Source organism: Conexibacter arvalis (genome assembly GCF_014199525.1).
Lineage (GTDB): Bacteria > Actinomycetota > Thermoleophilia > Solirubrobacterales > Solirubrobacteraceae > Conexibacter > Conexibacter arvalis.
In genome coordinates this window covers 202,616-217,122 of the sequence record NZ_JACHNU010000001.1, presented here as the reverse complement: position 1 = coordinate 217,122, position 14,507 = coordinate 202,616, and the positions used below count along the sequence as shown (strand labels likewise).

10 protein-coding genes are annotated in these 14,507 nt (G+C 75.0%); 3 read left to right on the top strand and 7 right to left on the bottom strand.

Annotation, left to right across the window (positions count from 1 at the left end):
- The first annotated feature begins 98 nt into the window (after positions 1–98).
- Positions 99–1,640 carry an MFS transporter gene (locus tag BDZ31_RS01020; RefSeq protein ID WP_183338128.1) on the top strand — a complete coding sequence of 514 codons (1,542 nt, stop codon included), beginning with the start codon at positions 99–101 and terminating at the stop codon, positions 1,638–1,640.
- Between the two features lie 34 nt (positions 1,641–1,674).
- Here the strand turns inward: BDZ31_RS01020 and BDZ31_RS01015 are convergent, their stop codons facing one another.
- Positions 1,675–2,238 (bottom strand): TetR/AcrR family transcriptional regulator, encoded by a 564-nt coding sequence (locus BDZ31_RS01015; RefSeq protein ID WP_183338126.1) that lies wholly within the window; start codon positions 2,236–2,238, stop codon positions 1,675–1,677.
- A 57-nt stretch (positions 2,239–2,295) separates the two neighbouring features.
- Here BDZ31_RS01015 and BDZ31_RS01010 point away from each other — a divergent pair, with 57 nt between their 5' ends.
- Complete coding sequence (locus BDZ31_RS01010; RefSeq protein ID WP_183338124.1) at positions 2,296–4,167, top strand: ABC transporter transmembrane domain-containing protein; 1,872 nt, start codon at positions 2,296–2,298, stop codon at positions 4,165–4,167.
- A gap of 49 nt (positions 4,168–4,216) precedes the next feature.
- Here the strand turns inward: BDZ31_RS01010 and BDZ31_RS01005 are convergent, their stop codons facing one another.
- Genes BDZ31_RS01005 through BDZ31_RS00980 form a run of 6 tightly spaced genes read right to left on the bottom strand, consistent with a single transcriptional unit; the run spans position 4,217 to position 13,054 of the window.
- Positions 4,217–5,008, bottom strand: coding sequence for a hypothetical protein (locus BDZ31_RS01005; RefSeq protein ID WP_183338122.1), 792 nt, complete (start codon positions 5,006–5,008; stop codon positions 4,217–4,219).
- Positions 5,005–7,143, bottom strand: a complete 2,139-nt coding sequence (locus BDZ31_RS01000; protein WP_183338120.1) for a hydantoinase B/oxoprolinase family protein — start codon at positions 7,141–7,143, stop codon at positions 5,005–5,007. The genes BDZ31_RS01005 and BDZ31_RS01000 overlap by 4 nt, the downstream gene beginning before the upstream one ends.
- Complete coding sequence (locus BDZ31_RS00995; protein ID WP_183338118.1) at positions 7,140–9,272, bottom strand: hydantoinase/oxoprolinase family protein; 2,133 nt, start codon at positions 9,270–9,272, stop codon at positions 7,140–7,142. The genes BDZ31_RS01000 and BDZ31_RS00995 overlap by 4 nt, the downstream gene beginning before the upstream one ends.
- The gene (locus tag BDZ31_RS00990) at positions 9,269–9,637 is read right to left on the bottom strand and encodes an acetone carboxylase subunit gamma (protein ID WP_183338116.1); all 369 of its coding nucleotides are present in this window, start codon (positions 9,635–9,637) and stop codon (positions 9,269–9,271) included. The genes BDZ31_RS00995 and BDZ31_RS00990 overlap by 4 nt, the downstream gene beginning before the upstream one ends.
- Positions 9,634–11,493, bottom strand: a complete 1,860-nt coding sequence (locus BDZ31_RS00985) for a hydantoinase/oxoprolinase family protein (protein ID WP_183338114.1) — start codon at positions 11,491–11,493, stop codon at positions 9,634–9,636. The genes BDZ31_RS00990 and BDZ31_RS00985 overlap by 4 nt, the downstream gene beginning before the upstream one ends.
- 4 nt (positions 11,494–11,497) lie before the next feature.
- The gene (locus tag BDZ31_RS00980) at positions 11,498–13,054 is read right to left on the bottom strand and encodes a class I adenylate-forming enzyme family protein (protein WP_183338112.1); all 1,557 of its coding nucleotides are present in this window, start codon (positions 13,052–13,054) and stop codon (positions 11,498–11,500) included.
- Positions 13,055–13,315: 261 nt separating this feature from the next.
- Here BDZ31_RS00980 and BDZ31_RS00975 point away from each other — a divergent pair, with 261 nt between their 5' ends.
- A complete protein-coding gene (locus tag BDZ31_RS00975) occupies positions 13,316–14,485 on the top strand; it encodes a thiolase family protein (RefSeq protein ID WP_183338110.1) in 1,170 nt (389 codons plus the stop codon).
- Positions 14,486–14,507 lie beyond the last annotated feature (22 nt).

The window sequence follows — 14,507 nt, the reverse complement described above, 5'->3', positions numbered from 1 at the left end:
CGGAACGGAACTGTGATTGACTTCTGTTCCGTATCGGAACGGATTGAAACCAACGCGGTCGCCGTCGGGCGGCGGCCGCGAACGACCGAGGAGGACCGATGGCGACCACGACCGACGACGCTGACGCCGCTCCCGCCCGCGCCGGGCTGAGGGAGTGGCTGGGACTGATCGTGCTCGTGCTCCCGACGGTCGTGCTCGGCCTCGACCTCACGGTGCTCTACATGGCGGTGCCCCATCTCGGCGCCGACCTCGGCGCCAGCAACACCGAGCTGCTGTGGATCACCGACGTCTACGGCTTCATGGTCGCCGGCCTGCTGATCACGATGGGCACGCTCGGCGACCGCATCGGCCGGCGCCGGCTGCTGATGATCGGCGCGGCCGCCTTCGGCGCCGCCTCGGCGCTCGCCGCCTGGTCGGTCAGCCCCGAGATGCTGATCGCCTCGCGCGCGCTCCTCGGCGTCGCCGGCGCGACGCTGATGCCGTCGACGCTCTCGCTGCTGCGCAGCATGTTCGGCGACCCCAAGCAGCGGTCGCTGGCGATCGGCGTCTGGCTGATCGCCTTCTCGATCGGCGGGATCACCGGCCCGGCGATCGGCGGTCTGCTGCTGGAGCGGTTCTGGTGGGGCTCGGTCTTCCTGCTCGCGCTGCCGGTGATGGCGCTCCTGCTCGCGACCGCGCCGCTGCTGCTGCCCGAGCACCGCAGCCCGCGGCCCGGACGGCTCGACCCGGCCAGCGTCGCGCTGTCGCTCGGCGCGATCCTGCCGTTCGTCCACGGCGTCAAGGAGATCGCCAAGGACGGCCCCGGTGCCGGCGCGCTGCTGGCGGTCGCGCTCGGCGTCGCCGTCGGCCTCCTGTTCGCGCGGCGCCAGCGGACGCTCGCCGACCCGCTGCTCGACCTGCGGCTGTTCGCGCGGCGCCGCTTCACCGCCGCGCTGCTGGCGCTGATGCTGAGCATGCCGCTGATGTACTCGTTCACCTTCTACTTCACCCAGCACCTGCAGTTGATCGCGGGACTGTCGCCGGGGGAGGCCGGGCTGTGGTTCCTGCCGCTCGGCGCGGCGACCGTCGTCGCCTCGCTCGCCGCCCCGCTGCTCGCGCGCCGCTTCCGGCCCGCGTCGGTGATCGCCGCGGGGATGGCCGTCGCTGCGTGCGCGTTCGCGGCGCTGAGCCTGCTCGACGCCGGGTCGGGGCTGGCGCTGCTGATCGTCGGCGGCGTGCTCGTCGTCGTCGGGCTCAACCCGCTCGGCGCGCTCGGCACCGACATGATCGTCGGCTCGGCGCCGGCCGACGAGGCCGGGTCGGCGTCGGCGATCTCGGAGACCGGCAACGAGCTCGGCGCCGCCGGCGGGATCGCCGTCGGCGGCAGCGTCGGCACCGCGATCTACAGCGCCCGGATCGAGGAGGCGATGCCCGCCGGCGTCCCGTCCGACGCGGCCGCGAGCGCGGGCGACAGCTTCGCCGCCGCGTTCGCGGTCGCCGAGGAGCTGCCCGCGACGGTCGGCGCCGAGCTGCTCGCCGCCGGCCGCGACGCCTTCCTCGCCGGGATGAACGCCGTCACCGCGCTCAGCGCCGTCGCCGCGGTCGCGATCGCCCTGCTGGTGCTCGCCACGCTCCGGCAGGTGCCGCCGATCGGGCGGTAGCAGGCAGGCATGCGGGGCGACGCCGCCCGCGCCGTCAGGCGGCGATCGCCTTGCGGAGGCTGCGGAGGCAGAGGTCGAGGCTGGTCTGGCGCGGGACGTCGTGCTCGCGCTGGTGGGACCAGGCGCTGTAGAGCAGCGCCCACACGAGGTTCTCGACCCACGCGCCGGTGAGCTCGGGGTCGATCGTGCCGTCGGCGTGGCCGCGGGCGACGACCGCGCCGATGTCGTCCTCCGGGCTGGTCGCGCAGCGCTCCCAGTCCGCGTCCGCGATCTCGATCGAGCCGCCGAAGAGGAGCGTGAGCGCGCTGCCGAGCTCGAAGTACTCGCGGCAGGCGCGCTCGAGCGCGGCGGGGGCGGGGCCCTCGGCGAGGCGGGCGCGCTCGGTCGCCGTCTCGACGCGCGCCATCGCCTCCTCGACGACGGCGGCCAGCAGGTCGGAGCGCTCGGGGAAGTAGCGGTGGACGGTCGTGCGGCTGACGCCGGCGGCGCTCGCCACGTCGGCGAGCGAGGCGCCGCCGTCGGCCGCGAGCACGTCGATCGCCGCGGCGACGATCGCCTGGCGGGTGCGGGCGCGGACTCCTGTCTCGCTCGTGCTCATCGGGCAGAACGATACTCGGATCCTCTATTTCGAAACACCCGTGTTACATTTTCAGACGTGAGTGATCCACGGCCGTCCCGCTTCCCGCGCCTCGCGATCCTCTGGGGCTTCGCCCGCCCGCACAAGGCGGCGCTCGCCGGCGGCCTGGCGCTCGCGATCGCCGGCTCCGCCGCCGGCCTCGCCAGCCCGCTGATCACGAAGTGGATCCTCGACTCGCTGGCGACGTCGGAGTCGCTGCTCGCCCCGGTGCTGGTGCTGTCCGCACTGACGCTCGCCGGCGCCGTGACGTGGTACTTCCAGTGGACGCTGCTCGGCACGGTCGGCGAGCGGATCGTCCTCGACGCCCGCCGCTCGATGGTCGGCCGCTACCTGCGCGCCCGCATCGCCGCGATCACCGGGCGCCCGGCCGGGGAGCTGGTCACCCGCGTCACCTCCGACACCGTGCTGCTGCGCGAGGCGGCCTCCTCGAGCGTGATCGGCCTCGTTAACGGGAGCGTGATGCTCGTCGGCAGCCTCGTCCTGATGGGCGTGCTCGACCTCGTCCTGCTCGGCACGACCGTGCTCGCGCTCGCGATCGTCACCGCGCTGTTCCTCGGCCTGATGCCGGCGATCGCGAGAGCGCAGGAGAGAGCGCAGGAGCACGTCGGCCGCCTCGGCGGGACGCTGGAGGGGACGCTGCGCGCGATCCGCACCGTCAAGGCCAGCCGCGCCGAGACGCGGATCGGCGCGCGGATCGGGACCGACGCCGACGAGGCGGCCGCCCACAGCATCAGGGCCGTCCGCCGCGAGGCGCTCGCGTGGACGATCGCCTTCACCGGGCTGCAGGTCGCGATCATCACGATCCTCGGCCTCGGCGCCTGGCGCGTCAGCGACGGCGCGATGGAGGTCTCGACGCTGATCGCCTTCCTGCTCTACGCCTTCGGGCTGATGGGGCCGATCATGGAGCTGACGCAGAACGTCACCTCGCTGCAGGCCGGCTTCGCGGCGGCGGCGCGGATCCGCGAGACGGAGCGGCTGGAGCCGGAGGAGGGCGACCCGGCGCCGGGCGCGCGGCAGGCGCCGGCGATCGCGCCCGCCGCAGCCGTGCCCGTCGGCCCGGCCACGCCCGCGGCTGCCGCACCCGCCGCTGTAGCGCCCGCCGCAGCCATGTCCGCCGCCGGCGACGGCGCGCCGCCGATGCTCGAGCTGCGCGGCGTGACCGCCGCCTACGGCCCCGAGCTCGACCCGGCGGTCGACGGCGTCGACCTCGTCGTGCCGCGACGCGGCCACGTCGCGATCGTCGGCCCCTCGGGCGCCGGCAAGACGACGCTGATGTCGCTGATCCTCCGCTTCCTGGAGCCGCAGGCCGGCGAGATCGCGCTCTCCGGCCGCCCCTACGCGCGCCTGACCCACGCCGAGGTGCGCGAGCGGATCGCCTACGTCGAGCAGGAGTCGCCGGTCGTCCCCGGCACGATCCGCGAGAACCTCCTCTTCACCCATCCCGACGCCACCGACGCAGAGCTGCGCGCTGTGCTGGAGGAGGTCCAGCTCGACGGGCTGCTGGCCGACCTGCCCGACGGCCTCGACACGCAGCTGTCGGCGACGTCGGTCTCCGGCGGCCAGCGCCAGCGGATCGCGCTCGCGCGCGCGATCCTGCGCACGCCCGCGCTGCTGCTGCTCGACGAGGCGACCGCCCAGGTCGACGCGCTGACCGAGTCGGCGATCCACCGCTGCCTGCGCGCCCGCGCGCGCGACGGCGCCGTCCTCACGATCGCCCACCGGCTCTCGACCGTCGTCGACGCCGACCAGATCGTCGTGCTCGAAGCGGGCCGCGTCCGCGCCCGCGGCACCCACGACGAGCTGCTCGCCGACGACGCGCTCTACCGCGACCTCGTCGAGGCGCTGAGGATCTCCGCGACCGCGGCGCCCCAGCCGAGCACCTCCGCCTGAGCGCGCCGTCCGGCGGAGGCGAGCGCGGGCCCGCGGCGCGCCGGCTGCGTCAGGCGCGCGCGGCCCGCAGCGCGGCGAGGTCGGTGTCGGGGCTGAGCGGCCCGTCGGAGAGCACGACGCCGGCGGGACCGGCGGCGGACGCGGCCGCGGCGAGCGCGTCGCCTGCGCGGGCAGCGCGCGCCGGCTCGAAGGCGCACGGGTCCAGCAGCGCCGCGCCGCTGCCGCCGCCCGCGCACGCGTGGCCGGCATAGCGGGCCGGCGCGAGGTCGCTGCCGCCGCACAGCACCGCTTCGACGCCCAGCAGCTCCAGGCGGCGCAGCAGCGGCTCGTGGGCCGCCGCGGGGGCGGGCGCCGCCGCGGGCGACGGCTCGCCCTCCCAGACGACGATCCGCGTGACGCCGCGCTCCGCGTACGCGGCCGCCAGCCGCGCCAGCGCGTCGCCGCAGTCGGCGAGCAGGTCGTCGCGGTCGAGCGCCGCGCCGTCGTCGCCGAGCGCCTCCGCGACCGCGTCGCGCAGCCGCACCGGGCCGGTCAGCGACGCGGCGACGACGCGGTCGGGGTAGAGCGACGCGAGCGTGCCCGCGCAGTCGAGCGTCGCCGCGACCGCGGGGACGGCCGCGGGGTCGAGGTCCATCGGGTCGGCCCCCGCCGCGAGCTGCGCGGCGATCGCGCCGGCCTCGAGCGCGTCGTCGCGATGGGTGACGATCCAGTCGGGCGCGACCGCGTCGACCGCGTCGCGCAGCGCGTACGCCCACCGCTCCGGGGCGTCGGCGACCGCCGGCGCATCCGGCGACAGGCGCCGCGCCAGCCGATCCAGGAGCGGCGCGAAGGCGGCGCTCACGCCGCCTCCTCCGACTCGGACTCCGACGCCCACTCCGCCGGCGCCTCCCACTCCCACGAGCCAAGGTACGGCACCTCCGCGGGCGGGGCGTCGCGCCGCCAGGCGGCGACGAATGCGTCGTACGGAAGCCCGCGCTCCAGCCGTGCGCGGCGCTCGGCGTCGCGCGCGGCGGCGGTCGCGTCGAGGTCGGGCGTGCAGCGGTCGCCGTTCCAGACGAGCTTGTAGACCGAGCTGGCGACCTCGGGGCTGATCAGCCCGCGGCGCAGGTCGACGGCGACCTCCTCGGGCTCGCGCTCGAGCGGGTCGCCGTAGCCCCCGCCGCCGCCCATCCGCTGGATCCAGAACTCGCCCTCGACGACCGGCGCCGGGATCACGTCCGGTCTGCTGACGGTGTAGTCGGCGTCGATCGGGCGGCGCTCGACGACCTTCGCGGCGTCGTAGGAGAGGCCCTCGGCGCCGGCGGCCAGCCACGCCCGCACGTCCTCGAATCCGTTGCGCGGCCGCACGCGCGTCAGCGGCGTGCACGGCCCGCCGTAGCCGCCGAACAGGCCGCCGGTGACCGGGAAGCGCCCGCCCGTGCTCGTCTCGGCGAAGACGAACCTTCTGCTGCCGTAGAGCATGTAAGCCCACTCGACCGACGCGCCGCCGCGGTGGCGGCCGAAGCCGTGGTTGTCCTCCGGGATCCGCCGCCACAGGCCGACGACCGGGAACTCCGCCTCGCGCTCCTCCATCTCGCCCCAGTCGGCGAGCGTCGCGAAGAACGGCGCGCAGGCGTGCTCGCCGTCGCGGTCGTGGCGGGCGCCGCCGCCGGCGGCGTTCATCTCGACGGCGCTGCGCGCCAGCAGCTGGCCGTGCTGGTTGAGGCCGGCCATCCGCAGCGTCGGGATCATCGCGTACCAGGGCGCGATCGGGACGGTCTGGCCGGGGTTCGCGAACAGCGCCTTCGTCAGCGCGACGTGCAGCGCCGTGTTCATCGCGAACGAGCTGAGCATCGACAGCGATGTCGGCTGGTCGTCGTCGGCGGCGAGCATCGAGCCGGGCTCGAAGTCGAACTCGAGCGCCGAGACGAAGCCGGCGTTGCGCGGCAGGTCGGCAAACAGGAACGCCATGAACTCGTTGCCGACGATCGAGCGCACGTAATGCGCCTGCGCGTTGATCGCGCGATCGATCTGCGGCGCCGAGCCGTGCGTGCGCACGGTCAGCCTGCTGCCGCGCTTCTCGATCTCGACCGCGAGCTTGAACAGCCGCTCCTCGTGGAGCGTCGTGTCGCCGAAGCAGACGGAGCGGAAGCGGCCGTCGGGCCACGCCGCGACTCGCTTGGCGACCTCGGCCTCGGTGCTCTCCAGCAGATGCCGCAGCGTCGCGATCAGCAGCTCGGGCGAGTGCTCGCGCATCAGGTCGTGCAGCCGCTGCTCGACGTCGCGCACGGCGGAGTGCTTGGCGCGCGTGTCGACGAGCCAGGCGAGCGGGTCGCGCACCTGGTTCTGGAACATGTTGAGCACGTCGCGCCGCAGCACGTGGTTCTCGCCGATCTTCATCGGCGCGATCCGCAGGCCCTCGCCGAAGCGCGTCGTCGCCGACGGCGCGAAGCCGCCGGGGTCGAGCGCGCCGTTGTCGCCCTCGTGCATCACCGTCCCGATCCAGGCGACGTGCTCGTCCTCCCAGAAGAGCGGGATGAGCACGGTGTGGTCGGGGTTGTGCGTGCCGCCGTAGGTCGAGTCGTTGTGGAAGAAGACGTCGCCCGGCCGGACGCCGACGGTCGGCTCGTCGGCCCAGTGCTTGCCGATGAACTTCGGCACCGGCGAGACGGCCGCCGAGAACATGTTCACGCCGCGCGTGCTCGCGAGCGCGAGGTCGCCGGCGCGCGAGTAGATGCCGACCGTCAGGTCGCCCCACTTCGCGCCGGGCGCGACGCAGATCTGCTGCAGCACCTCCATCGCCGACTCCAGCACCGCCTCCAGCCGCGCGTGCGCGACCGTCACGTCGGCCGGGTCGGCGATCGCGGCGAGCGCCTCCTCCTCGCGCGCGGTCCGCGGCGGGATCCGGTGCTCTTCCATGATTTCGCGGTCCGGCCCGTACAGGACCGGCCGGCCCGACAGCAGCTGCTCGAAGTAGTCCGTCGTCGCCGCGCTCATGCCGCGTCCTCCCGCGTCATCGTGAAGAAGCCGTGCTCGTCCATCCGGCCGTGCCAGCCGGGGTCGACGAGGATCGTCGTGTCAGGCGCCTCGATCACCGCCGGGCCGGAGATCGCGGCGCCGTCGGCGAGCCGCCGGTAGGCGTAGACCGGCGTGCGGGCGAGACCGCCGGCGGTCCACCAGCAGTCGCGCTCGCCGGTCCGGGCCGCCTCGATCCCGCCCTCCCGCGACGGCCGCGCCGCTCTGCGCAGCGGCTCGCGCGGGACGCGCGCCCGCAGGCGCACGACGTCGATCGAGACGCCGACCTCCTTCGTCAGCGCGAGGTCGCCGAAGCGGTCGCGGAACTCGGCGAAGTACGCTTCGATCACCGCGATCAGGTCGGCGTCGCTCTCGATCCGCTCGACCGGGCTGGCGAAGGTCGTGACGAACAGCTGCCCCGACGAGCGGCAGTCGAGCTCGAGCGTGACCTCGAAGTCGTCGGGGCCGTAGCCGTCGGCGGCGAAGTCGGCGACCGCCTGCGCACGGCACTCCTCGACGATCGCGTTGAAGCGCGCGAAGTCGGTGAGACGCCGCTTGGTGAGCGGGTCGAACAGCATCATCCAGGTCGACCGCTCGTAGATGTGCAGCAGCTCCAGCCCCGCCGCGCCGGAGGCCGAGAAGACGGAGCTGTGCGGCGGGACGACGACCTTCGGCGCGTCGAGCGCGGCCGCGTACCCGCACGCGTGCAGCGGACCGCCGCCGCCGAACGAGAAGACGGCGAAGTCGCGCGGGTCATAGCCCTTGACGGTGATCTCGCGGAACATCTCCGCGCCCATGCGCTCGTCGACGACGCGGCGGATGCGGCGGGCGGCCTCGATCACGTCGATCCCGAGCGGCCTCGCGATCCGGCGCTCGATCGCGCGCTCGGCGCGGCGGCGGTCGAGCTTGATCGCCCCGTCGTGGTAGTTGTCGGGGTCGAGGTAGCCGAGCACGAGGTTGGCGTCGGTCACCGTCGGCTCCGAGCCGCCCTGGCCGAAGCAGGCCGGGCCGGGGTTCGAGCCGGCCGACGCCGGGCCGACGGCGACGCCGGCGATCGGGTCGACGCGCGCGATCGAGCCGCCGCCGGCGCCGATCGCCTTGATGTCCATCATCGGCACCTGCACGCGCCAGCGGTCGATCACGGGGTTGAAGTCGTAGAAGCGCACCGAGCCCCTGACGACGACGCCGACGTCGAACGACGTGCCGCCCATGTCGGTCGTGACGACGCTGTCGTAGCCGTGCGCCTCGGCGACGCGGCGCGACCCGTACAGGCCCGAGACCGGGCCGGCGTGGACCGTCTGCACCGGGGTCGTGCGCGCGAGGCTGCCCATCCCGCCTGAGTTGTGGACGAGCAGCAGCTGGCCGCCGTAGCCGCGGTCGCGCAGCCGGTCGCGCAGGTCGGAGAGCCGGTCGGCGGTGAAGCGGTGCAGGTAGGCGTCGATGATCGCCGTCATCTGGCGCACGTACTCGCCGGAGCGGCGCGAGACCTCGTGCGAGCAGATCACGGGGAAGCGGCCGAGGAACTGGCTCGGGTACTCCTGCTCGATCACGCGCCGCACCGCCAGCTCGTGGTCGGGGTTGGCGTGGGCGTTCATCAGGCCGACGACGAAGCCGCGCACGCCCTGCCCGACGAGCTGCTGGAGGCGGTCGCGGACCTCTTCCTCGTCGAGCGGGATCAGGACCCTGCCGTCGTAGTCGACCCGCTCGACGAGCGTGACGATCCGCTCCGGGTCGATCAGCGGGACCGGGCGCTCGGCCCGCGCGAGGTCGCGCGTCTCGCTCGCCGCCAGCCCGTCGCCCCACTGGCGGCAGCGCCCGATCGGGACGGTGTCCTCGTGGCCCATCGTCGTCAGCAGGCCCAGACGCGGCCCGTTGCGCTCGATCAGCGCGTTGGTGCCGAGCGTCGTGGCGTAGCGGATCGCCTCCGTCTCGGCGAGCAGCTCGTCGGTCGCGACGCCGAAGGCGCCGGCGAGCTCGCCGACGGCCCGCAGGAAGCCGGCGGAGAGGTCGTGGTGGGTCGTCAGCGCCTTCGCGGTCGCGACGGTGCCGTCGGCGCGCGTCGCGACGCAGTCGGTGAAGGTGCCGCCGATGTCGACGTTGATCTCGGTCATCGGGCCTCCTCCGCCCGCTCGCCGGCGCGCTCGGCGGCGATCCGCCGCAGCGACGCGAGGTCGATCTCGATGTCGCGCGTGAGCGGATGGCCGGGCGGCAGGTACTCGGTCTCGACCTGCGTCCCGCACGACGGGCAGTAGAACTCGACGATCCGGCACCACGCCGGGTCGGGCGCGTAGGAGTGCTCGGTCGCGAACCGCGCCGGGTGGACCTCGCGCGGGTCGCGGTCGTGGATCAGCAGGTGCCGCTTGTAGTCGTCGGCCGCGTCGCCGAGCGCCGCGTCGCAGCGGCGGCAGGTCCACTGCTCCGACGCGAGGTCGACGTCGAGGTACTCGGTGATCGCGATGCGCTGCTCGCCGTTCATCGTCCGCTCCCGCGGGTCCGGGAGAGCCGCTGGACTCCCCGCTCGTCGGTCTCCATCTGCCAGCCGGCCGGCACGACGCACGTCGTCATCGGTGCGTCGACGAGCGCCGGGCCGGCGACGACGCCCTCCGCCGCGGCGCGCTCGCGGTCGAGCACGGCCGTCGCGACGGCTTCGGCCTCGCTCCAGCGCACCTCGCGCGTCGCCGCCGGCGGCGGCTCGTGCGCGGCGGTGGGGAGCCCGCGGTCGGGCACGCCGCCGCCGAGCGCCGCCGTCGCCTCGACGACCGTCCATGCGACGCCGTCGCGCTCGACCTCCGCGACCTCGACCCGCACCTCGTCCGGCGCGTAGCCCTCGCCGCGCATGTCGCGCAGCGCGCGGCTGCGCAGCTCCTCTGCGCCGGCGCCGCCGTCGGCCCGCGCCTCGTGGCGGTGGGCGACGTCGGCGGTCGAGGCGCCGAAGGCGCTGAAGACGGGCGAGAAGGGGACGACGACCATCCGCTCCAGGCCGGCGAGGTCGGCGATCTCGGCGCCGTGCGTCGCGCCGTTGCCGCCGAACGCGAGCGCCGTCACGGCGCCCGGCTCGAGGTCGCGCGCGCGCAGCTCGGCCGCGAGCCGCTCGGCGACGTCGCGGTGGACGGTCGCGCGGATGCGGCTGGCGGCCTGCTCGACGCCGATGCCGAGCGGCTCGGCGATCGTCGCGACGGCGCGCGCGGCCGCGTCGACGTCGATCGCCATCCCGCCGCCCATGAACCGCTCCGGCCGCAGGACGCCGAGCACGACGTCGGCGTCGGTCAGCGTCGGCTCGGTCCCGCCGAGGCCGAAGCAGGCGGGGCCGGGCTTGGCGCCGGCGCTGCGCGGGCCGACGCGCAGCTCGCCGTCGTCGAGCCAGGCGATCGACCCGCCGCCGGCGCCGAGGCCGAGGATCTCCGGCAGCGGCAGCGAGATCTCGACGGTCTCGTCGACGAGCCCGTGCTCGCGCATCGGCAGCCGCTCCGGGCCGACGAACGCGACGTCGATGCTCGTCCCGCCCATGTCGAGCGTGACGAGGTCGCCGAGGTCGAGCGCGCGCGCCAGCGCCCGCGCTCCGAGCAGCCCGGCCATCGGGCCGGAGTTGAAGGTGCGGGCGGCGACGGTGCGCGCGACGCGCGAGACGCCGCCGGAGTTGTGGACGATCAGCAGCGGCCGGTCGTAGCCGTTGTCGCGCAGGAAGTCCTCGGCGCGGTAGAGGTAGTCGGCGACGTCTGGGTGGACGTAGGCGTTGAAGAGCGCCGTCGCCGCGCGGCGGGCCGGGTCGGGGTCGTCGGTCAGCTCGCTGCCGAGCAGGAGCGGGACGGTGTCGAGGCAGTGGCGCGGGAAGGCCTCCTCGAACAGCTCGCGCACGCGCGCCTCGACGGCCTGCGAGCGCTCGCCGTCGAGCGAGACGACGAGGCTGCGGGCGCCCTCGGCGAGCAGCCTGCGCGCCGCGCCGACGATCTGCTCGGCCGCGTCGCCGTCGCGCGCGACCTCGCCGTCGGGCGCGGGCGCGACCATCGCCGCGTCGACGAGCACCCCGGCACCCCAGCGGGCCGGGTCGCCGGCGCCCGCGCCGGTGTCGAGCACGGCGCCGAGCCGCGGGCCGCGGCGCTGGATCAGCGCGTTGGTGCCGACGGTCGTCGCGTAGCGGACGCAGCGGGTCTCGCGCAGCAGCTCGGGGACGGAGAGGTCGACGGCGTCGGCCGCGGCCGCGATCACCTCGCGGAAGCAGACCGCGAAGTCGTGCGGCGTCGTCAGCACCTTGACGGTGTGCGGGACGCCGTCGCGGACGACGAACCCGTCGGTGAAGGTGCCGCCGGTGTCGATGTCGATCGTGGTCGCCATCGCCTCAGCCCTTCGCCGCCGAGGGGCCGTGCAGCTCGCGGGCCTTGCGCCGCAGCACCTTGCCGATCGGAGTCCGCGGCAGGTCGTCGGCGAAGGCGACGGCCGTGACCCGCTTGACCGCGCCGAGCTGCTCTCGCGACCACGTGACGAGCTCCTCCTCGGTCGCCTCCGCGCCGGGCTCGAGCACGACGACCGCCATCGGCGTCTCGCCCCACCGCTCGTGCGGGATCCCGAAGACCGAGACCTCGCGGACGGCGGGATGGTCGGCGAGCGCCGCCTCCAGCTCCGCCGGCCAGATGTTGAAGCCGCCCGAGATGATCATCTCCTCCTTGCGGTCGGTCAGGTAGAGGAAGCCGTCCTCGTCGAGGTAGCCCATGTCGTGCGTCAGCACGGTGCCGTCGGGCAGCTTGCGCTGCGCGGTCGCGTCGGGATCGCCCCAGAAGCCCTCCATCGCCCCGGGCGACCTCGCGGCGACCTCGCCGACCGTGCCGGGCGGCAGCGGGCGCAGGTCGTCGTCGACGATCGTGATCGTCGTGTCCTGCATCGCACGCCCGACCGAGCGCAGCCGCGCGGCGTCGGCGCCGACGTGCTCCTCCGGGCGCAGGACGGTGAGCGGGACGCCGGCCTCGCTCTGCCCGTACAGCTGCATGAAGACGTCGCCGAAGACCGCGCGGCCTCGCGTCAGCACCGCCGGCGTCATCGGCGCGCCGCCGTAGACGAAGGCGCGCAGGCTGCCGAGGTCGGTCGTCGCCGCGTCTGGGTGGCGGGCGACCGCGTCGACCATCGTCGGCACGCCGAAGGTGATCGACGCGCGCTCGCGCCCGATCGCCGCGAGCAGGTCACCGGCGTCGAAGCGGCGCAGCAGCACGACCGCGCCGCCGGCCGCCATGATCGGCCACACCGGCAGCGACGTCGCGTGCGACAGCGGCGCCGCCGCGACGTAGCGGTCGCTCGGGTCGAGCGGCCCGAGCAGGCGCGACATCTGCAGGGCGATCGCCGACCGCTGGTGGACGAGGTGGACGATCGCCTTCGGCTTGCCGGTCGTGCCGGCCGAGAAGCGGATCAGCTGCAGCTCGTCGAGCGCGGGCAGCGGCTCCTCCGGAGCGGGGTCGGCCGCCGCCAGCAGCCGGTCGTACGGGAGCGCGCCGGCCGGCGTCTCGCCGTCGAAGACGATCACGTGGCGCAGCGCCGGCGCCTGCGGCAGCAGGTGGCGGATCGCGTCGTGGTGGCGGCGCTGGACGAGCAGCACCGCGGCGTCGACGAGCTGCAGCAGGTAGAGGTTGGAGCCCGGGCTGTTGTGGGCATAGAGCGTCGCGCGCACGAAGCCGCCGGTCGCCAGGCCGGAGATGATCTCCAGCGCCTCCGGCGAGTTGTCGGCGAGCACCGCGACGCGCTCGCCGCGCTCGACGCCCAGCCCGCGCAGCACGGCGACGAGCCGCCGCCCGCGCTCGTGCAGCTCGGCGTAGGTCTGCGTGAAGGACCCGCAGATCAGCGCGGTCCGATCGCCGTGCTGCTCGGCGCCCGTCCTCGACAGTGCAGCCGGATCCAAGCGACTGGTCATTGCCCTCCCTCTCACTGGCGCCCGCCGCGGGCGTGCCGCGCGGGCCGGTCTCTCTGCGCTCCGCCGTTCCGCGCCGGGCGTCGGCGGTGGGCGCGCTCGGCGAGGCTACGGGCGGGTCGCGGCGGCGGCTTCGGCGTCGATGCGAACGCGCGCCGGCGCGTTGGCATCGACGTAGAAGGCGGCGGCGACGGCCCCGCCTACGCTCGTCGTGCGCCGGCCGCGGTCGTGCGCCTCACCCCACGACGACGGAGAGAAGCCGACATGCGCGAGGTCTTTGCAGCGGGGGTCGCCAACACCCCCTTCGGCAAGTTCCACGACCGCACGCTGCGCGACCTGGCCGAGGAGGCCGTCGCGGGCGTGCTCGCCGACGCGGGAGCCGAGCCCGACGCGATCGACTCGATCTTCTTCGCCAACGCGGCGGCCGGCCTGGTGACCGGTCAGGAGATGATCCGCGGGCAGGTCGCGCTGCGCCGCACCGGCCTGCTCGGCACCCAGATCGTCAACGTCGAGAACGCGTGCGCGTCGGGCGCGACGGCCTTCGGCCTCGGCGTCTCGGCGATCGCCTCGGGCGCGGCCGACGTCGTGCTGGCGATCGGCGCCGAGAGACTGTCGCACGAGGACAAGGCCGTCAGCTTCTCGGCCTTCGGCGGCGCGGTCGACCAGGAGGAGCTGCCGCCGAGCGACGGGGCGCCGCAGCGCTCGATGTTCATGGACATCTACGCGCGGATGGCGCGCGAGGCGATGGCGCGCCAGGGCGCGACGGCGGCGGACCTCGCGGCGGTCGCGGTCAAGTCGCATCGCAACGCGGCGCACAATCCGGTCGCGCAGTTCCGCGACGAGGTCACCGTCGACGAGGTGCTCGCGTCGCGCACGGTCTCCGACCCGCTGACGCTGCTGATGTGCTCGCCGATCGGCGACGGCGCCGCGGCGGTCCTGCTCGCCTCCGCGCGCGGGCTGGAGCGGATGGACGCCGACCCGGTGCGGGTCCTCTCCAGCGTGCTGCGCTCCGGCACTGGGCGGGCCGAGCCGAGCCCGATCGCGACGGCGGCCCAGGCCGCCTACCGGGAGGCCGGCGTCGGGCCGGACGCGATCGACCTCGTCGAGCTGCACGACGCGGCCGCGCCCGCGGAGCTGACCGTGCCCGAGGAGCTCGGCCTCGTGGAGGCCGGCGGCGGCGGCGTGGGGCTGCTGCGCTCGGGAGCGTCGTCGCTCGGCGGGCGGCTCCCGCTGAACCCGAGCGGCGGGCTGATCTCCAAGGGCCATCCGATCGGCGCGACCGGCTGCTCGCAGATCGTCGAGCTGGTGACCCAGCTGCGCGGCGGCGCGGGCGCGCGGCAGGTCGAGGGCGCGCGCGTCGCCCTCGCGGAGAACGGAGGCGGGTGGCTCGGAGCGGGGCTGGCCGCGGTGTCGATCTCGATCCTGGCGCGCTGAGCGGTGCCGCGCACGGTTCGGC